This window comes from Natronorubrum halalkaliphilum (genome assembly GCF_009834785.1).
GTDB lineage: Archaea > Halobacteriota > Halobacteria > Halobacteriales > Natrialbaceae > Natronorubrum > Natronorubrum halalkaliphilum.
Map to the genome: position 1 here is coordinate 216,515 of NZ_WUYX01000053.1, position 16,654 is coordinate 233,168.

The following is a 16,654-nucleotide window of genomic DNA, read 5'->3' on the forward strand; positions in this document are numbered from 1 at the left end:
AGAGATATGACCAGGCCAGCCGATCCCGAACAGAAGAGAGTGTGTGCGCGCGCCGAACGGGACGGGCCGCTCGGCTGTAACCCACGCCAGATCGTCGAGTTGCTCACCGACGACGACGCGCGGGCGATCTACCGATTCCTCGACGAACCGACGGCGGTACAGGAGATCGCCGAAACGCTCGACCTCCCGCTGTCGACGACCTACAGGAAAGTTGAAGCCCTGTCTGACGCCGGATTGCTCACGGAACTCAAGGGTCAGACCGGGGGAGACGTTCCCGCCCACTACGTCCGAGCGCTCGAACACGTGTCGGTTACCTACGACGATCCGCTTCGTATCGAGTGTGTGGAAAATGGAACGACGCTGTACTGCGAACCCGAACAGCTAAACTGGTGACGGCGGCGGACGACGGTCGGCCTCACAGGTTCGCGATGGCCTCCTCGATCTCCTCGCGTGGCAACGGCGAGATCCAGTCGTCGGCGACGAACGCGTACTGTACCTCGCGGTCGGCGTCGACCACGAACGCCGATCGCCACGGCGTCGAGACGTTCGCCATGTGATCGCGGTCGGCCAGCAGGTCCAGTGACTCGCTTACGCCGCCGTTGACGTCCGCGAAGAAGCGGAACGCGGGCTCGTCCAGCCAGCGCAGGAACTCGTTCTGGGCGTAGGGGCCGTCGCGGCTCACGCCCAGGACGGAGACGTCCTCGAAATCCCCCCAGCCGGCGCGAACGAACTGCTTCCACCAGTTCTGTGCGATGGCGCTGAACGCGAAGCCGGTACAGATCACGACGCCGCCCCGCGCTCCGAGGGATTCGGAGAGCGTCCTCGAGCGAAAGGTTTCGCCGTTGCACAGCAGTGCCTCGAAGTCGGAAACGACATCGCCCTCGGCCGGTGGCATACCACACCGTCTCCGGGCCGGAACAAAAAGCTCCGTTCCCCGGAGAACGTCTCGCGTGCACCTATCCTTTTGTCGACTCGAGGCGAACGAGACGTATGGTCACACTCTATCAGCTCGAGGGCTGTCCGTACTGCGAACTCGTCGCCGACCGGCTCGACGAACTCGACGTCGAGTACGACAGCGTCTGGACCGAGGGCCTCCACTCGAAGCGAGACGAGGTCAAACGGATTTCGGGCCAGCGGCAGGTCCCGGTGATCGTCGACGACGAGCGGGGAGTGACGATGGCCGAATCCGAACGCATTCTCGACTATCTCGAGTCGAATTACGCCTGAGAGCCCGCCTTAGAGGCGCTACACCTCGTCTTCGAGGCCGTGGGGATCCAGGCCCGGATCCTCGACGGCGGGCGCGCCGATTGCGAGCACGACCCCCTGCTCGTCGCCGACGTTCCGGTGGCCGTGTCCGATTTCCGGTTTGGCGATCCAGAACGTCCCCGGATCGGCCTCGACGTACTCCTCCTCGCCCGAGCGCCCGAGTTTCAGCGAGAACTCGCCCTCGAGGACGAAGTAGATCTCCTCTTGCTCGGCGTGTGCGTGGTACTGAATCTCCTCGCCGGGATCAAAGTACCAGAGCTTGAGCTGAACCGTCTCGGTCGGAAGGAGTTCGTCGATCGCGCGGATCCGCAGGTCCGGCGGCACCTCGTCGACCTCGGAGAGGTCCGTCAGCGGAACATCGTCGGTGTGGATAACTTCGTACTCCATGCAACCACACTGCACAGCGACGAGTGACTAAAGTGTCCGGTCGCTCGCCCCAATGGCGAGAACCGATCACTCGACGATGACCGCGCTGGTTTCGTCCGGCACGCTCGTCTCCGGCTGTTCGGCGAACGCCTCGTGAAGGTGGGCGTAGGTTTCCTCGAGCGCTTCGACGATGACCGACGTCTCGCTGAGGACGGGCATGAAATTGGTGTCGCCCTGCCAGCGCGGGACGACGTGCGTATGCAAGTGATCGTCGATGGAGCCGCCGGCGCCGTCGCCGAGGTTCAGACCGGCGTTGAACCCGTCCGGTTCGAGGGCGGTCTCGAGCGCGTCGAAGGTGCGCTGTTTCAACCGGGCGTGGTCGAGCAGTTGCTCGTCGGTGAGTTCGGCGTAGTCCCCGGTGTGTGCGTGTGGAATCACCATCACGTGGCCCGGGTTGTACGGATAGTTGTTCAGCAACACGAACGAGTGCTCACTGCGCGCGACGAGTAGGTTCTCCGTATCGGTCTCCCGTTCCGGAAGCCCGCAGAAAACACAGCCTTCGATATCGGGCGTCTTCTTATCACGTCTGATCCACTCGATTCGCCACGGCGCAAACACCTGTTCCATATCCGGTTCCACTCGGGGCGCGCCTAAAGCATTTCAGTCCGCGAACCGCGGTGTGAGTTGCAATAGTAAAATAGAAGTAAATTTATCACTCGCTTGACTGTCTTCTTAATTGGACTATTATCGCTATCCATAAACCATATTGAACGCTCTCGAGGCGTATCTCGCCAATGGTAATGACTGCTTGTGAATCTGTGTCTCAGTTCCCGAAATGTTGTAGGGTTTTAAGACAGTCCTAGCGAAAGGGGCGTAGCAATGGCAACGACAGACGACTCCTTTAACGGGATGACCGAACACTGTGATGACTGCGAGTTAGAAACCCTCCACGAAGTCTCCGTCCAGATCCGAACCGAGAGCCTCAAGAAAGAGAACGCGCAGTTCTCCCGCGAACCCTACCGCGTGGCCGAGTGTCAGCGATGTGGTAATCGCTCGAGCCAGCGAATGAACAACGCCTGAGACGACTCCCCCTCCACGCGGTCGCACCGATCGGACGAACCCCCTCTCGTTTGGTCTCCCGTTTTCAACACCACAAAGCGCCGCTACTGTCTGTGTCTCAAAGCGTCGTTACTTCGCAGCCGTCTTCCGTGATGATGACCGTGTGCTCTTTCTGACTAACGAGATAGCCGTCGTCTTCCTTGAGCACCGGGTAGCCGTGGACGATATTGTTGCGCTTGAGTCGGCGCAGCGCCATCTCCGCGCGGTCGGTCTCGAGCCACCGCGTCGCGAAGGGGAGCGTACGGAACTCCTCGGTAATCTGCTCGAGCGCGTCACGAGCCTGCCGGTTCCGAACGGAGCCCTCCCGCTCGAGGGAGAAGATTTCCTCGCTGGCGCCCTCGGTAACCTTGCCGCCGCCGTCGGTCGCGAACGGTTCGATGGCGACGACGTCGCCGACCTCGAGGGTCGTTCCCTGAGAGACGGCGCGGTTCGGGATGTTCGGACTGGTGTGTTGCTCCCAGTGACCCAGTCCGTGGCCCGTGAGGTTGACGACGGGGTTGTACCCGTAGCCGTTGATGACGTCCTCGATTTCGGCGCCGATATCTCCGGTGTCGACGCCCGGTTCGATGATATCGATTGCGGCTTCGAGGGCCTGTTCGGAGGCCTCGGCGAGTTCGGGGTTGCCCGAGAGGTCGACGGTGATCGCGGTGTCGGCGAGCCAGCCGTCGATGTGGACGCCGATATCGAGGTTGATCATCTCCTCGCCGAACGTCTCTTCGTCGTCGATCGACGGCGTCGCGTGGGCCGCCTCCTCGTCGATCGAGATGTTGACGGGGAACGCGGGTTTCCCGCCGAGTTCGCGGATTCGATCCTCGGCGTACTGGGCGATCTCGAGGTGGCTTGCGCCAACCTCGACGCGCTCGGCTGTCTCTGTACGCACCTGGGAAAGAATCTCCCCCGCTTCGCGGTGCTTTTCGTACTTCTCGGCTGTAAGATCCACCTCGGATTCGGCCATGTCCCGGGGTTGTACCGGTCGACAAAAAGAGGTTCCGTCTCCGGTCGGCAAAAAACAACTCTCGGGCCGACTGTCAGTTATGTTGACAACGGGTCGCGATCCGTATCGACCCAGTTACACTCGGGACAGGCGTCGACGCCCTGAACGTTCGAGAGCGTCGCTGCACAATCGGGACAGTGTCGGGCCGCGTGATGTTGGGGTTCGAGCATTGAATCTCATGATGCCCACGACAATAATAAAACTACGCGACGTCAATCGTCGAACTTACGGCTCCGACTGTGGGCGGGGCGGGGAGCTTCGAATCCTCACACAAACCGTTTTGGGAAGAAATGACTCATAACGTCAGCGCGTTGTCTGAAACGGTCACCGCCGTTTTGTGGATCCCGACGGACGGTTCAGACGGCGTGAGAGACGCCACTTCCGGGCAAGCCGAAATCTGCTCGCAGCGTTCGACGCGAACGGGTTCGACCTCGAGAACGGCGGCGGTGAGAGTATCCCCGGCGGGTGACCTCGCCACCCTCGAGGGCGAACGCGATTACCGAACTACCGCTGGCGGGTCGCCCGAGCGGTCTGCATCGCGGCACTGTTGTACGCCGATCCGAGGGTTCCACGCGCGTCGATAGCGATGACGCCGGCGGTCGATCCCGTCAGTTCGGCGAACTCCTCGATCGCGAGCGTCGTCGCCTCGTCGGCGTCGCAGCCGCGTTCGATATGGCGAGCGACGCGCCTCGAGAGCGTCACGCGGGCGATGTCTTCACCGGCACCCGTCGCGCTGACTGCGCCGGCGGGCGAGCAGTAGAAGCCGGCCCCGACCTGCGGGACGTCCCCGACGCGACCGGCGAGCGCGAGCCATCGTCCGCCGGTGGAGGTCGCCGCGGCGAGAGAATCGCCGTCGAACGCGACGGCACCGACCGTATCGTGGTCGAGGTCGCTGTCTGGCCGTTCGGGATCAGCGTCCGAGTTCGCATCGTCGTCCCGACCGTCCGGATCAGAATCGCCGTACCGCTCGCGGATCCACTCGAGCTGTGCCTTCGTCCCGTCTGCGGGCGCATCGAGTTCCGCCCACCGCTCGCGCGTTCGCTCGGACCAGAGATCGACGCCCGTCTCGAGGCCATAGGCGTCGGCCAGCGAGACGGCGTGGTCGCCCGAGACGAATCCGTGAGGCGTCTCCTCCATGACGAGTCGAGCGACGCTGACCGCGTGTTCGACGTCCGGCATCGAACAGGCCGCGCCGACCGACCGATCGTCGGTCATCAGCCCTGCGTCGGTTCGGATCCGGCCGTCGCTCTGGACGGCGCTGCCGACGCCCGCGTTGAACTGCGGGTTCGTCTCGAGGACGGCGACCGCCGCTTCGACCGCGTCGACCGGGTCCGATTCCGCCGCGCCGGTCTCGGCCGCCTGCTCGAGCGTCTTCTGTCTGGGCTCCGGATCGTCGGGGTCACTGCCAGCACCGCCGTGAACGAGTACCTGCATACGGTCCGCTGTGAACTGATCGATAGAAGGTGTTTCGTGTTACGATTACCGACCGGAATCCCCCACACTTACCATAGCGGCCTGTGTACCGAAGGCGGTAATGACGCCAGTGGCCCTGCTCGTCGCGTTCTGTGCGCTGATGGCAGCGATCGCTCTCGGGCGACTGGCGATCGACGACGGGTGGGATCGCGTCGAGATCGGCTCCGCGCTCGTCGTCGTCGGTATTACCGTGTTATCCGGAGTGTGGGTCGCGGTCGTGGAGTCGGTGTTAGCCAGGACGGGACAGGTATTGCTGGGTATCGTCGGCACGGCCGTCGTCTGCGTCGGCATCGTACTGATCGTTCACTACTGGGGTGAGCCTCCGGAGTCGACCGCGTCGTGTGACTGATACGGACTGCTGGACCGATGGACCGGCGCGACCGACTGTCAGCCACCAGCGCTACGACTGAACCTAGATGGGAGCGAGCGATCCGACTGACGGAGAACCGTATCGACGGGTTCTACGGCCCGTGAACCGACTGCAGATCGGTCAATTTTTGCCACCCGTCGATAGAAATGGTAGACCTTTTACCCCCGTCGAAGAACCGTACAGACGAGATGAGTTACGACAAGATCGAAGTCCCTGAGGACGGGGAAAAGATCACGCTGAAAGAGGGTACCGAGGACGAACTCGAGGTACCTGACAACCCGATTATTCCGATCATCCACGGCGACGGCGTCGGGAGCGACGTCGGGCCCGCCGCACAGAAGGTTCTCGAGGCTGCCGCCGACGCGACCGGCCGCGAGATCAACTGGATGCGCGTCTACGCCGGCCAGTCCGCCCGGGACAAGTACGACGAGAACCTCCCCGAGGAGACCGTCGAGGCCATCAAGGAACACCGCGTCGCGATCAAGGGCCCGCTGACGACGCCCGTCGGCGCCGGCTTCCGCTCGCTGAACGTCGCCCTGCGAAAGAAGCTCGACCTCTACGCGAACGTTCGCCCGACCTACCACCTCGAGGGCGTTCCATCCCCCGTCTCCGAGCCCGAGCAGATGGACATGGTCACCTTCCGAGAGAACACGGAAGACGTCTACGCCGGCATCGAGTGGGAGGAAGGCACCGACGAAGTCGAACAGGTCAAGGAGTTCGTCGAGGATGACATGGGCTTCGACAACACCATCCACGACGGCCCCGTCGGCATCGGCATCAAGCCGATCACCGAGTTCGGAACGAAGCGACTCGTCCGCCGCGCCATCGACTATGCCCTCGAGCACGACCGCGATTCGGTCACGCTGGTCCACAAGGGCAACATCATGAAGTTCACCGAGGGCCAGTTCCGCGACTGGGGCTACGAGGTCGCCGAAGAGGAGTACGGTGACGAGGTCATCACCGAGGACACCCTCTGGGAGGAGCAAGACGGCGAAGTCGACGACGACACGCTCGTCGTCAACGACCGCATCGCCGACAACATGCTCCAGCAGCTGCTGACCCGAACCGACGACTACGACGTCATCGCGACGATGAACCTGAACGGGGACTACATGTCCGACGCCGCCGGCGCACAGATCGGCGGCCTCGGCATCGCACCCGGTTCGAACTTCGGTGACGGCCTCCTGCTCGCCGAACCCGTCCACGGCTCCGCGCCGAAGTACGAGGGCCAGGACAAGGTCAACCCGACCGCAATGATCCTCTCGGGCCGCATGATGCTCGAGTACATCGGCTGGTCCGACGCCGCCGACCTCGTCCGCGACGCCGTCGAGGAGACCATCTCCTCGGGCAAGGTCACCTACGACCTCGAACGACAGCTCGAGGACGCCGAGAAGCTCGCCACGAGCGAGTTCGCCGACGAAGTCGTCAGCAACATTCAGGACCTCGCGTAAATCTCTCCCGCAGTCTGTAACACGGCGCTCTATCGCATTTTTCGTCTGCACCGTCCGGGCAGTGGCTTCGCCGCTCGAATTCACCACGCACCCTCCGGTCGTACCTTCATCGAAGCACCGAAGCACCGAAGCACCGAAGCACCGAAGGCCGAAACACCGAGGCCATCGATCGTAACCAGTAGCTTTTCGACGCGCTATCCACGCGTCTTGGACATGAAGATACCGCCGGATCCGGAATCGCTGCGCGACCGCGAAACCGTCGAGTTCGAGACCGAGACGCGGACCCTCTCTCGAGCCGAGTTCGAGACGGCACGCGGCCTCGAGAATCACGTCGCAGTCGGCGTCACCAACGAGAGCGGCGAAGTCTTGCTCGTAAACGATGGAAGCCGCGGGTGGACGGTTCCCTCCGTTGCCGTCGCCCCGAACGAGGACTGGGACTCGGTCGGCCGTCGGATGGCCGCGTCGCTGACCGGTGTCGACGCCGAACTCGACCGACCGGTCCGCGTCCGACGCGTCGACTTTCAGCGGGAGGACGACTCCGAACGACGGCGAACGACGTACAATATCGTCGTCCGAACCGAGCCGGTGACCGGACGACCGATCGCGGACGACCCGACCGTCGGACGGGACGAGCAGCCGCCCGGTCCAGAAGAGGACGTGGAAACGAAATCGCCCGCTGTCGGCGAACAGGAACTCCTCTGGCTCGACCGCGTTCCCGAAGGGCAGTCGGGCGAGATCGCGGCCGACATCCGATCGCTGCTCGACTGAGCGGTTTCTTAGCTCGACGGCCCGCGTTTCAGGGTCGGCAACGGGAGCGGTGACGGTACCGACACCAGCGACGGCGACGAGCGACCGGTCCGTAACGCTCTCACCTCCGGGTCGTCTCCGTGCAGACGATGCTCGAGGTCGAGGTACGCGTAGCCGATTCGGAACGGGAACGAACGGACGTCTTCGCGGTTCGCCGGGACGTGTTCGTCGAGGAACAGGGCGTCGACGAGGAACTGGAGTACGACGAGCACGAGGACGACGCCGTCCACTTCGTCGCGTACGACGGCGACGACCCGATCGGAGCCGCCCGACTCCGAGAGTACGAGGACGGCGTCGGCAAGATCGAACGCGTCGCCGTGCTGGAATCACACCGCGAGGAAGGCGTGGGACGAGCGATAATGGACGTCCTCGAGGAACAAGCGGAGGCGCGAGGATTCGAAACGCTGCTCCTGCATTCGCAAACGCACGCCGCCGACTTTTATCGCGAACTCGGATACGAACAGGTCGGAGCGGAGTTCGAGGAGGCGGGGATTCCACACGTGAAAATGCGAAAGTGACCGACGAGTGAGTTGTCTTTCTGCGCCGCTCTGAGGCAAAAATTACGACCATTTCGCCGGAAATCATTAATTTCGTGTGTGACTCACTTTCAAACATGAGAGAGGTTTTTCTATGTCGGGTTCGACCGGACGTGCATGCCTACCGCACCGACGCCCCACGACGAAGTGCCGGACTTCATGATCGAACGGTTCAGCGAGCACTCGCCAGAGGAACTTCGGTCGATCGCCAGCTACGCTGAAACGCTTAGGTCGACCGACGAGGTGCCCCAATACGTCGTGCAGGCGTTCGCGATTCAGGACGACGAGACCCGAACGGTGGTCGCCATCTACGCGGCCGAACTCGCGGACTACTTCGAGGCGAAAGCGGAGGCGGAGCCGGACGAAGACGAGGACGACGACCCCGCACCCGGTAGAGTCGGTGGCGCGTTTTTCGGGTGAATCGAATCGACGCCACCCGATTCGGTCACTCGGAATCGGCCGATCACCCCGACGGGTCACGTCGGTCCACTCGCTCGAGGGAAAATTACGACGAACTACGGGCGTCGAGGTCGGTGCGGCCCTCGCTCAACTCTCGGACCGATGACGGCGGCAACGCGGACCCGGAATTGTGCCATGAAGACGACTGTTCGACGGACAGGCCAGCGCGGATATCGGTGTCGGCGACTTCCAATACTGTTGGACAGAACGACGTGAAGCCGATGTTTTGCTGGGGCCGTCACCGTGGGCGACGACCCCGAATTCACGATCGGGTTCGTATTGACTGCTGTCCGACAGTATGAACCGCGATCCGGGTAGTTCGTCCCGTTCGACGAGTCGATTCATGACTGGTTCGATCTCACTGCTCCCAGCTTGGGTTCTCCCGCGGCGGGCTGAAGATATCGACGCCGCGAACGGTCTCGTCGCCGCGATTTTCGGCCGCGTGAGGCTGCTCACCGGGAATCGCGTAGGAATCACCGGGACCACAGACGATTTCCTCGCCGTCGGTGATGAAGACCAACTCTCCCTCGTAGATGAATCCGGTCTGTTCGTGGGGGTGGCTGTGTTCGTCGACTACCGCCCCGGGTTCGATTTCGAAGTGCTGGACGTTCATCGAGTCGGCGCCGGCCATCAGCGCCAGCTGAACGCCGTCGGCGGCTTCCGACGTCTCGAGGTTGGAAAGTGAAACGCGTTCCATACGCTTCGAGACAGGGTACCGACCCACATAGCTTTCGGTGGACAACGGGCCCGTGTGATTTTCGGTGTTCACGAGCGCGGTCGGTTAGGAAGCGATCGGTCATCGGCACCGCAGTCGACGACGACCGTTGGTATCGGTATCCCGAGTACAGTCGGTCGTTCGTGGGAATATCCTCCAGAACACTTATCCTCAAACACTCACGATTGTTGATAGTCAATGAAGCGTCGGACGATACTGGGGGGTCTCGCATCGCTTTCGCTGGCGGGATGTATGCGCCTACAAGAGGGGGAAGAGGCACAATCCGGCACCGGGGAAACAGCCGGTAGCGGTAGTACTCAAGACGGGGACGATGGGTATCCCACCGGTTTGAACGATGACGGTGTAGAGCAGATCTTGGCCGGGACACATACGAACGCGTTGGCCGCGACGACAGCCGAACTCCACTGGGACGTAACGGATATCGCCCGCGGGGAACCGAAGGAAGAGTGGACCGTTCGGCTCGGTTCCGGGGAGGCTATCGGCGAAATCGCTTCGGGAGAGCCGCTGACTATTCATTGGGCCCCCGACAGCGGCTACTGGCGAGGGGAGTGGGGGGAGGAAGCGACCTACGGAAGACACCGCGAGGGCGGGCGGTACGATCTAGAGCGAATTACTCGAGGCCGCTGGCTACGCCAACTCGTTCTCGCGGGAGCGTGGGGACCGCCGCAAGTCGAAGAGAACGGACGGTTCACCATCGAAGCCGAAACCGCCGACGAGACCGGTGCACTGGCCGATGCCATCGACGCGGAATCGATAGAGTCGTACGAGGCAACCGGCTCCATCGACGAAGACGGGATCATTCGAGAATTCGATGCAGAATACCAGTATACTACGGATCACACTGACAGACTCCACATCCACCAGGTGCGACTGCGAGTGGACAACGTCGGTGACGTTTCGGTGAGTCCACCGGATTGGATCGACACCGCGAGGGACCGCGCTCCCGAGGTAACAATGGATTTCGTCCAGGATCGGCAGTTCATCGAACTGACGATGCACGATGGGAACCCGATGGTTCCACCAACCTATCTCACGGTACACAGCGAGCATCAGGGGAGCCTTCCCATCGCTGGGAACCTGGGTCCGCTATCGGAGCCCGTCTCCGCCGGTGATACGCTGTACCTGTATCTCGAAGACGGCGTCGTACACGCTTCGAGAGACGAACTCCCCGACAACGTATCACCCGAACCGTTTGAAGACGAAATCGCAATCTGGGCTCAGCGAGGAAGGGAATACTTCTTCATAACATCTCGATAGCAAGAAGCCGCTATAGAAAATCTAACAGTTGTACGATTCTCGCCTCGATGGGTTTCGGATTCATCCGGTACGATCGGTTTCCTGCAGTATATCGGTTGTACCCCGTCGAAAGTAGTGCCGACTGCGTCGCAGTCCGGAGTCAGGGAACTCGACAGAAAAGCGGACAGTAAGTATAAGTATACTGTTTGCTAAACGGGCCCTGTGGCGACTGGACTCTTACGGTGGCCTGTAGACGTCCTCGCGCGGCCGAAGGTGCTCGTCGCGTCACGCGCGGACGAAGAAACCGATAGCGTTGCTCACGCCATCGTCACGAGTCTCAGGATTTCCGTGTTTTACTTCGCGAACCTGCTTTTGTACGCACTGCCGCTAACGATTGCGGGATTCGGCGTCGTCAACGAGAGCGCCGCACCAGAGGGGTTCGCCGCGTTCGCGGAACCGTTGGTCAACGATCCGGACGCAGCGTGGCAACTCTCGAGTGCGCTGGTACAGAACAGCGCGTTCCTGTTCGTCGCGACCGTTCTTACGTTCGTTACGTTCCACCTGGGAGTCGTCCTGACTCGAAGTTCGGACGGAATCGTCCGATCGCTTCGGACCGTCAGTTACAGTACGGGGATTTACCTTGCCGTCATGTTTACCGTGGTCTGGTACGTGGCGACCGCACCCGGCATTCGCGTCGCCGACGAGTTTCTCCTCGCTCTGCAGGCGGAGTTCTTCTACTTCTTTATCGACCTCGTCGGCGTGAATCTCGAACTGCCCGGAGGCCGTCCCGAAGCCGTAGATCTGGGACGACTGACGAGAACGGGCCAGGCGATGTTCGTCGTGTTGTTGCTTTCCGCCGTTTATTACCTCTACGTGCTCTATCTGGGAGCGCGCATCTCACATCAAAGTACGCGGCTCGAAGCCATTATTGCCGTCTTTTTCGTAACGATTTCTCCAGCAATCTACGTCCTGGGCGTCATCGTTACGAGTACCCTATAAAACCAGCCATGACGAAAAACACTACCGACGAGACGGAATCCGAAGGCGGGAGTAGTGACTCAATCACTGACCAATCGGGCGAACGATTGCCCCAGACATCAGAAAACTCGGCTGGGCGGACAGAGCAGCTCGAGGTGGATCGCGGGCGGGGCCAAGAGCGCGACGAAACGACGCTGGCGTACAACGATTCGTCGACCGAACCCCGGTACGAGGCGATGCCAGCTATTCGACCGGTACTCATCGTCCTCGGGAGCGTCCTCGGCGCCGGCCTCGTCGGCATCGGCGTGATCGCGTCGAGTCCGACCCTCTTCGGCGGACCGGAGATCGCCGAAATTCTCGTCTCCGCAATCGCGATTCTCGTGGCGGTCATCGGTCTCAGACTGGCGAGCAAAGCGATGGTCCTCTCGCGAACGCAGTACGCGATTTACGACGACACGTTCCGACGGGAGTACGAACTGTTCTACCGGAGTCAGTCCCGGGAAATCCCCGTCGAAAAGCTTCGCGGACACGAATATTCACAGGGTCGAATTCAGTCGCTACTCGGAATCGGGAGCGTTCGATTGCTAACCGCCGGAACGAACCGGAGCCTCGGCTTCATCGAGTTCGAACACCTCGACGACCCGGAACGCGTTCGAGAGGAAATCCGCGCCGTTTCGACCCACGAAGAGTTCGAATGATCCCGTCAGACGGGTTGCTATTCCGACGTACCGCACAGCCGTGCGTTCCGTAGTTACGCCGAAAACGACTGCAACCCCGTGTCGGAGCGCCGCGTAGCCGAAGGTTCAACTACCGAGAGACACCACCTCGAGACATGTACGCCGTCGTCGGCTGTAGCGAGTGTTCGAACCTCTGGATCATCGAGGGTCGCTCGGAGACGACCCAGTGTCCGCGGTGTGGTTCGCGCCGGGCCTACGAGAAGCGCAAGAAATTCGTCGAGACCGACGATGCGAGCCACGCGAGAGACGTCCGCGCCTCGATGCTCGCGACCCGCCAGGACGAGGGCGAGGCCTTCGCCAAACTCGACTCGTTCGACGCACTCGAGAACGACGTCGCCGACGGCGTCGTCGCCGACGAGGAGTACCTCGAGGAGTCCGGGTTGGACGTAGACGAGGTCCAGGCGGCCGGCGAACGGGACCCGCGGAGACCGACGTCCAGCGGGAGCAAAACGGAAATCGTCGAAGGCGCGCTCGCGGAACTGGATCGGCCGACCGAGGACGAGATCGTCGACTACGCCGGCGAGCGCGGCGTCTCCGCCGAGTACGTCCGAGATGCACTCGCGAAACTCACGAGACGCGGTGCGGTGAGTGAGAGTCGCGGCCGGTATCGACTACTCTAACCGTCTGTTTTTTCATTGGCTCTCCGCTGTCCGGTCGACCCGACGAACTCTGCCTTCGGTTGCTAGCGAGCACGGCGACCGAACTCGACGCGCGTCTCCGCCCGCACGAGCAACGCGAGGTTCTCCGGGCGACTGCGAACCGACGCCCCGCGAAAACGGCTGGTAACGCGCCGCTCGAGGAACCGCCGGACTGCGGTCGGGGACGGTACAGCCGGGAGCCTCACGCGGCGGAAGTTCGTCCGCTACCTGTAGCAGACGCTCCCGGTTTCGTATCCGGTATTGGTGTCTGCGGTTCGTCTCGGGGCCGTCCTCAAGGACTTGCCAGCGGGTCGTTCGGGGTCAGCTAATACGGCAGGTTTGAGGTCCCCCACCCGCTGGCGGGTCGAACGCCAATGCTTTGCACTGAGCGGCCCAAGAGGGGACAAATGGACGACACGGTGGACGTACAAGGGACGGCAATCGGCATCGGGACCGTCGTCGCACTCGTCTTCTTCGCGTACAACAGGTACATCAACGAGACGCTGCTCGGAATCGACGCAGCGACGCTGGCGACGGGTGCCTTCGCGGCGACGTTCGCCGCCGTCGCCCTCTTACACGGTGGGTACGGCCGTCAGGACCTCGCCGTTGCCAACGCGATCGCGGCGGCCGGCTTGCTGTTCGTCACGCTCGCCGCGACCGGCCCCCAGATGCTCGGCGGCCTCGCCCTGTTGGTTGTAGGCGGCAGCTACGTCACACTCGCGACGGTTCGCGCTCGAGGCGAACAACGCGAGGTCGCCGGTTGACCACGCCGGGGGCGCGGCGAACCAAGCACCTCGAGGAACGGAACTCGAGTCAAGTATGCGAACGCTGTACGGCTTCGTCGAAGTCCATAGTGGACTGCTCAGCGGCGTGATCAGAGCCAGAGATAGAGTGCGACGTGTGGCAACAGAAACGCCAGCAACACCGCCACGGCAGCCAGCGGCGATACCTGCCACAGTGCCGAATAGTCTCCCGCCGGGTGGCCACTGTACACGAACATCCCAACGTCGAAGACGAGATACAAAGCCGTCAGAAGAAGCGAGAGGAGGACGATTGATGCGGCCACAGAGGGCATTCCGATTCCGAGCAGGACCCCCACGGTGATGAGCACACCGATGGTCTGAAAGATCTCTCCCGCACCGATATACGCTTCCAGATGCGTATACTCGGGATCGTATCGTTCGTATCGTTCGCTGTACCGTTCGAACTCACTCGGACGCACCCACTCGTCTCCATCGCGTAATACAACGTGCTGGGGGCTCTCTAGCATGACGATTGTGATTTCTGCTGCGGGAATCCCGACTACCCACCGTCCGATCACGTAGTGTCCGAGTTCGTGGACGAAGAGGAGACCGCCAATAACGATCCCGAGTTGGAGGATACTCCAGAGAAAATCCAACATAGCCGTGTGTTGGTATTGTTCACAAATAGATTTTGTGAAGGGTAACTGCGTATTGTATATGACACTCTCGCTTCGGTCAAACGCGACCGAGACGGGTGAAATCGTTTGCTGATATTAGAGGGAACTATTCTCAGTACTTCACAAAGCAACTTGACGATACCGAGCTGTTCGTGGAGCTTCCGCTAAATAGTAAGAACTGGTGTAGCTTCAACTCTCGATATGTGGGTTTCCGTAAATATTACTGTAAAACGTTTCCATCCACCTCATCTACCCGTTCAGCGAGACGCCACACTCATACGGTTTGCTGTAACGATTTACCGGTGGGACCGCAGGACGGATCGCGGTCCCGCCGGAAATGACTTACAGCAGACAGTATCAGTACTGTCACAAGTCCCCTCTGACTAGTCGTCTTCTGTCTGATAACACTCTGAGACGGGAGTAGGCCAGTGCCTAACTAGTCGGACTACGCTTGGCCGGTATTACCTGCAAACACTATTACTCATCTCAATATCTTCCTCGACTATTTCAATATATATTCTATCTTCAAAATCCCGATCTGCACAGGTGATTCGATAGTCGAATCTCTTCTTGGTACTATTCTCTTGTACATGTATATCAAAACTATCTCCATCGTATCCCTCAAAACTATTTTGTTCAGTTATTTCAACTGCATGAACATCATCATCCGCACCTTCCATTTCATATCTCTCCTCAAACACTATAGTGTTAGAACCGTCCGTTATTTCTATATTTATTGTTACATCGTCAAATCTTCTATTTAGGACATGAAGATCGACTCCTGTGCTATTTCTGAAAATACAGCCAGAAAGTAAAGAGACCGCTGTTAATACAATCAGGTGGATGAAATTGCGTCTACTCATATTCTATTATTTCTGCCCTCTTATTTACAATTTTATAGCTAACTATTTGATAATAGTTTATACTATTTATCTTAGTCAACAACCTCGAGTGCGGATGTGAACTCAAGTTCTGGTGTGGAATAGTACAATTGGGTCGTACCACAGCGTATAGAATAATCGGATTGGGATGATAAAGTGACATCCACTGAGTCTCCAACATAGTAATCACTATCAATATCTGTTTCAAAACCTATTATCTTGTTCTCATCAGTCGGTAAAGAGACCGATCCATTCTTATCAAGGTCATAGTTTAGACAACAATGTGAACTGAAATTCATATTGGAATTATTCTCAGAGACGCTAGCTCCCAGAGACAGGGGACCATATCCTATAGCTGCTCCAAAACCGACATCGTAGTCTTTCTCAACTTCTTCTTTACTGGTCTCATTAGGATGATATTGGTCAAATGTTGTATGGACTTGATTAGATGGAACTTCAAAATCTAGATGTACATTTTGAAGCCAGCACTTCATATCAAGGTCATACCCCTGATAATTACATCCCCATGAATAATCATTGCTAAACCAGACCGCGGCAACAAATCGGTTGTCATCTGTTCTATGGATCTGATCATGATCCACATAATATCCTGTTTCATTATCGTAACCCATTAATGCAGTATAATATCTATTATAATGGTTATCACTCTCCATTCCGGATGGGTTTGTGTTTTGATAAACCATGCTATCTGATTGGACTTCTTTAATATTATTAGACATGTCACTTATCTCCTCGTTCAATTTCCGTAAGCACGTCACCTAACTCATCATGTTTGGACAAATTTGACTGTGCCCTTTTCAAGAAAAATGCTGATTTGTCTGTAGTGCCGCCTCGTCTTACTATTCCACTAATATTCTCTCCTGGTACAGAGGTGACATTCATTCTAAGTTCCTCGTTATTTTCTAGGAAATCTATACCTGTTTTAGTAAGACTGTATTCCTCAAACTCTGCATGATTCGAACTAGATATTCGTCCCGGATTATTTTCTTCAAGATTTATATCGACTGTCCCTGGGCTGAATTCAACGCCAGTCATTCTTAACGATCCATTGAGCTTCCGAGCCAACCCAGGCTGCGAAATTTTTGGTCGTGTCCCAAACTCGTCTAGAGTCGTAACTGACTCCTGTGGAAACAGGGTCACCTCTGGTACCTACCCCGAAGTGACCC

General features: G+C 59.3%; 24 protein-coding genes. 13 read left to right on the forward strand and 11 right to left on the reverse strand.

Going from position 1 to position 16,654, the window contains the following annotated elements:
- The first annotated feature begins 6 nt into the window (after positions 1–6).
- On the forward strand, positions 7–393 hold the full coding sequence (locus GS429_RS16670; protein ID WP_160066466.1) for a winged helix-turn-helix domain-containing protein: 387 nt from the start codon (positions 7–9) through the stop codon (positions 391–393).
- A gap of 22 nt (positions 394–415) precedes the next feature.
- Here GS429_RS16670 and GS429_RS16675 read toward each other — a convergent pair whose 3' ends face one another.
- Positions 416–895, reverse strand: a complete 480-nt coding sequence (locus GS429_RS16675) for a redoxin domain-containing protein (protein ID WP_160066467.1) — start codon at positions 893–895, stop codon at positions 416–418.
- 95 nt (positions 896–990) lie between these two features.
- On the opposite strand from GS429_RS16675, the gene GS429_RS16680 reads away from it, so the two are divergent.
- Positions 991–1,227 carry a glutaredoxin family protein gene (locus GS429_RS16680; protein ID WP_160066468.1) on the forward strand — a complete coding sequence of 79 codons (237 nt, stop codon included), beginning with the start codon at positions 991–993 and terminating at the stop codon, positions 1,225–1,227.
- An 18-nt stretch (positions 1,228–1,245) separates the two neighbouring features.
- Here GS429_RS16680 and GS429_RS16685 read toward each other — a convergent pair whose 3' ends face one another.
- Positions 1,246–1,653 (reverse strand): cupin domain-containing protein, encoded by a 408-nt coding sequence (locus tag GS429_RS16685; protein WP_160066469.1) that lies wholly within the window; start codon positions 1,651–1,653, stop codon positions 1,246–1,248.
- 66 nt (positions 1,654–1,719) lie between these two features.
- Positions 1,720–2,259, reverse strand: a complete 540-nt coding sequence (locus GS429_RS16690) for an HIT family protein (RefSeq protein ID WP_160066470.1) — start codon at positions 2,257–2,259, stop codon at positions 1,720–1,722.
- A gap of 252 nt (positions 2,260–2,511) precedes the next feature.
- Here GS429_RS16690 and GS429_RS16695 point away from each other — a divergent pair, with 252 nt between their 5' ends.
- On the forward strand, positions 2,512–2,712 hold the full coding sequence (locus GS429_RS16695; RefSeq protein ID WP_160066471.1) for a DUF7835 family putative zinc beta-ribbon protein: 201 nt from the start codon (positions 2,512–2,514) through the stop codon (positions 2,710–2,712).
- A 97-nt stretch (positions 2,713–2,809) separates the two neighbouring features.
- Here the strand turns inward: GS429_RS16695 and map are convergent, their stop codons facing one another.
- The 3 genes from map to GS429_RS16705 form a co-directional block, all read right to left on the reverse strand.
- Positions 2,810–3,706 (reverse strand): type II methionyl aminopeptidase, encoded by an 897-nt coding sequence (map, locus tag GS429_RS16700; protein ID WP_160066472.1) that lies wholly within the window; start codon positions 3,704–3,706, stop codon positions 2,810–2,812.
- Between the two features lie 77 nt (positions 3,707–3,783).
- Positions 3,784–3,915: a hypothetical protein gene (locus GS429_RS22425; protein ID WP_268892309.1), complete on the reverse strand. Its 132-nt coding sequence runs from the start codon at positions 3,913–3,915 to the stop codon at positions 3,784–3,786.
- Positions 3,916–4,249: 334 nt separating this feature from the next.
- Positions 4,250–5,179, reverse strand: coding sequence for an isoaspartyl peptidase/L-asparaginase (locus GS429_RS16705; RefSeq protein WP_160066473.1), 930 nt, complete (start codon positions 5,177–5,179; stop codon positions 4,250–4,252).
- A gap of 100 nt (positions 5,180–5,279) precedes the next feature.
- Between GS429_RS16705 and GS429_RS16710 the strand changes: the two genes are divergently transcribed.
- From GS429_RS16710 to GS429_RS16730, 5 genes are all read left to right on the forward strand, one after another.
- Positions 5,280–5,567 carry a hypothetical protein gene (locus GS429_RS16710; RefSeq protein ID WP_160066474.1) on the forward strand — a complete coding sequence of 96 codons (288 nt, stop codon included), beginning with the start codon at positions 5,280–5,282 and terminating at the stop codon, positions 5,565–5,567.
- 209 nt (positions 5,568–5,776) lie between these two features.
- Positions 5,777–7,039, forward strand: coding sequence for an isocitrate dehydrogenase (NADP(+)) (icd, locus tag GS429_RS16715; RefSeq protein WP_160066475.1), 1,263 nt, complete (start codon positions 5,777–5,779; stop codon positions 7,037–7,039).
- 213 nt (positions 7,040–7,252) lie between these two features.
- Positions 7,253–7,807, forward strand: a complete 555-nt coding sequence (locus GS429_RS16720) for a hypothetical protein (RefSeq protein WP_160066476.1) — start codon at positions 7,253–7,255, stop codon at positions 7,805–7,807.
- A gap of 128 nt (positions 7,808–7,935) precedes the next feature.
- Positions 7,936–8,364: a GNAT family N-acetyltransferase gene (locus GS429_RS16725; RefSeq protein ID WP_160066477.1), complete on the forward strand. Its 429-nt coding sequence runs from the start codon at positions 7,936–7,938 to the stop codon at positions 8,362–8,364.
- Positions 8,365–8,499: 135 nt separating this feature from the next.
- Entirely contained in the window at positions 8,500–8,802 is a 303-nt protein-coding gene (locus tag GS429_RS16730) for a hypothetical protein (protein ID WP_160066478.1), read from the forward strand.
- Positions 8,803–9,199: 397 nt separating this feature from the next.
- Here the strand turns inward: GS429_RS16730 and GS429_RS16735 are convergent, their stop codons facing one another.
- On the reverse strand, positions 9,200–9,538 hold the full coding sequence (locus GS429_RS16735; RefSeq protein ID WP_160066479.1) for a cupin domain-containing protein: 339 nt from the start codon (positions 9,536–9,538) through the stop codon (positions 9,200–9,202).
- Between the two features lie 393 nt (positions 9,539–9,931).
- Here GS429_RS16735 and GS429_RS16740 point away from each other — a divergent pair, with 393 nt between their 5' ends.
- The 5 genes from GS429_RS16740 to GS429_RS16760 all read left to right on the forward strand — a co-directional run bounded on the left by GS429_RS16740 (position 9,932) and on the right by GS429_RS16760 (position 13,930).
- Complete coding sequence (locus tag GS429_RS16740; protein ID WP_160066480.1) at positions 9,932–10,834, forward strand: hypothetical protein; 903 nt, start codon at positions 9,932–9,934, stop codon at positions 10,832–10,834.
- Between the two features lie 201 nt (positions 10,835–11,035).
- Positions 11,036–11,812 carry a hypothetical protein gene (locus GS429_RS16745; RefSeq protein WP_160066481.1) on the forward strand — a complete coding sequence of 259 codons (777 nt, stop codon included), beginning with the start codon at positions 11,036–11,038 and terminating at the stop codon, positions 11,810–11,812.
- 8 nt (positions 11,813–11,820) lie between these two features.
- Positions 11,821–12,489: a PH domain-containing protein gene (locus GS429_RS16750; RefSeq protein ID WP_160066482.1), complete on the forward strand. Its 669-nt coding sequence runs from the start codon at positions 11,821–11,823 to the stop codon at positions 12,487–12,489.
- 134 nt (positions 12,490–12,623) lie between these two features.
- Positions 12,624–13,148, forward strand: a complete 525-nt coding sequence (locus tag GS429_RS16755) for a DUF5817 domain-containing protein (protein ID WP_160066483.1) — start codon at positions 12,624–12,626, stop codon at positions 13,146–13,148.
- Positions 13,149–13,573: 425 nt separating this feature from the next.
- Positions 13,574–13,930: a hypothetical protein gene (locus GS429_RS16760; protein ID WP_160066484.1), complete on the forward strand. Its 357-nt coding sequence runs from the start codon at positions 13,574–13,576 to the stop codon at positions 13,928–13,930.
- 110 nt (positions 13,931–14,040) lie between these two features.
- Here GS429_RS16760 and GS429_RS16765 read toward each other — a convergent pair whose 3' ends face one another.
- From GS429_RS16765 to GS429_RS16780, 4 genes are all read right to left on the reverse strand, one after another.
- The gene (locus GS429_RS16765; protein WP_160066485.1) at positions 14,041–14,568 is read right to left on the reverse strand and encodes a hypothetical protein; all 528 of its coding nucleotides are present in this window, start codon (positions 14,566–14,568) and stop codon (positions 14,041–14,043) included.
- Between the two features lie 479 nt (positions 14,569–15,047).
- Positions 15,048–15,449 (reverse strand): hypothetical protein, encoded by a 402-nt coding sequence (locus GS429_RS16770; protein WP_160066486.1) that lies wholly within the window; start codon positions 15,447–15,449, stop codon positions 15,048–15,050.
- A gap of 71 nt (positions 15,450–15,520) precedes the next feature.
- The gene (locus tag GS429_RS16775) at positions 15,521–16,207 is read right to left on the reverse strand and encodes a hypothetical protein (protein WP_160066487.1); all 687 of its coding nucleotides are present in this window, start codon (positions 16,205–16,207) and stop codon (positions 15,521–15,523) included.
- Between the two features lies 1 nt (position 16,208).
- A complete protein-coding gene (locus GS429_RS16780; RefSeq protein WP_160066488.1) occupies positions 16,209–16,523 on the reverse strand; it encodes a hypothetical protein in 315 nt (104 codons plus the stop codon).
- Between the last annotated feature and the right edge of the window lie 131 nt (positions 16,524–16,654).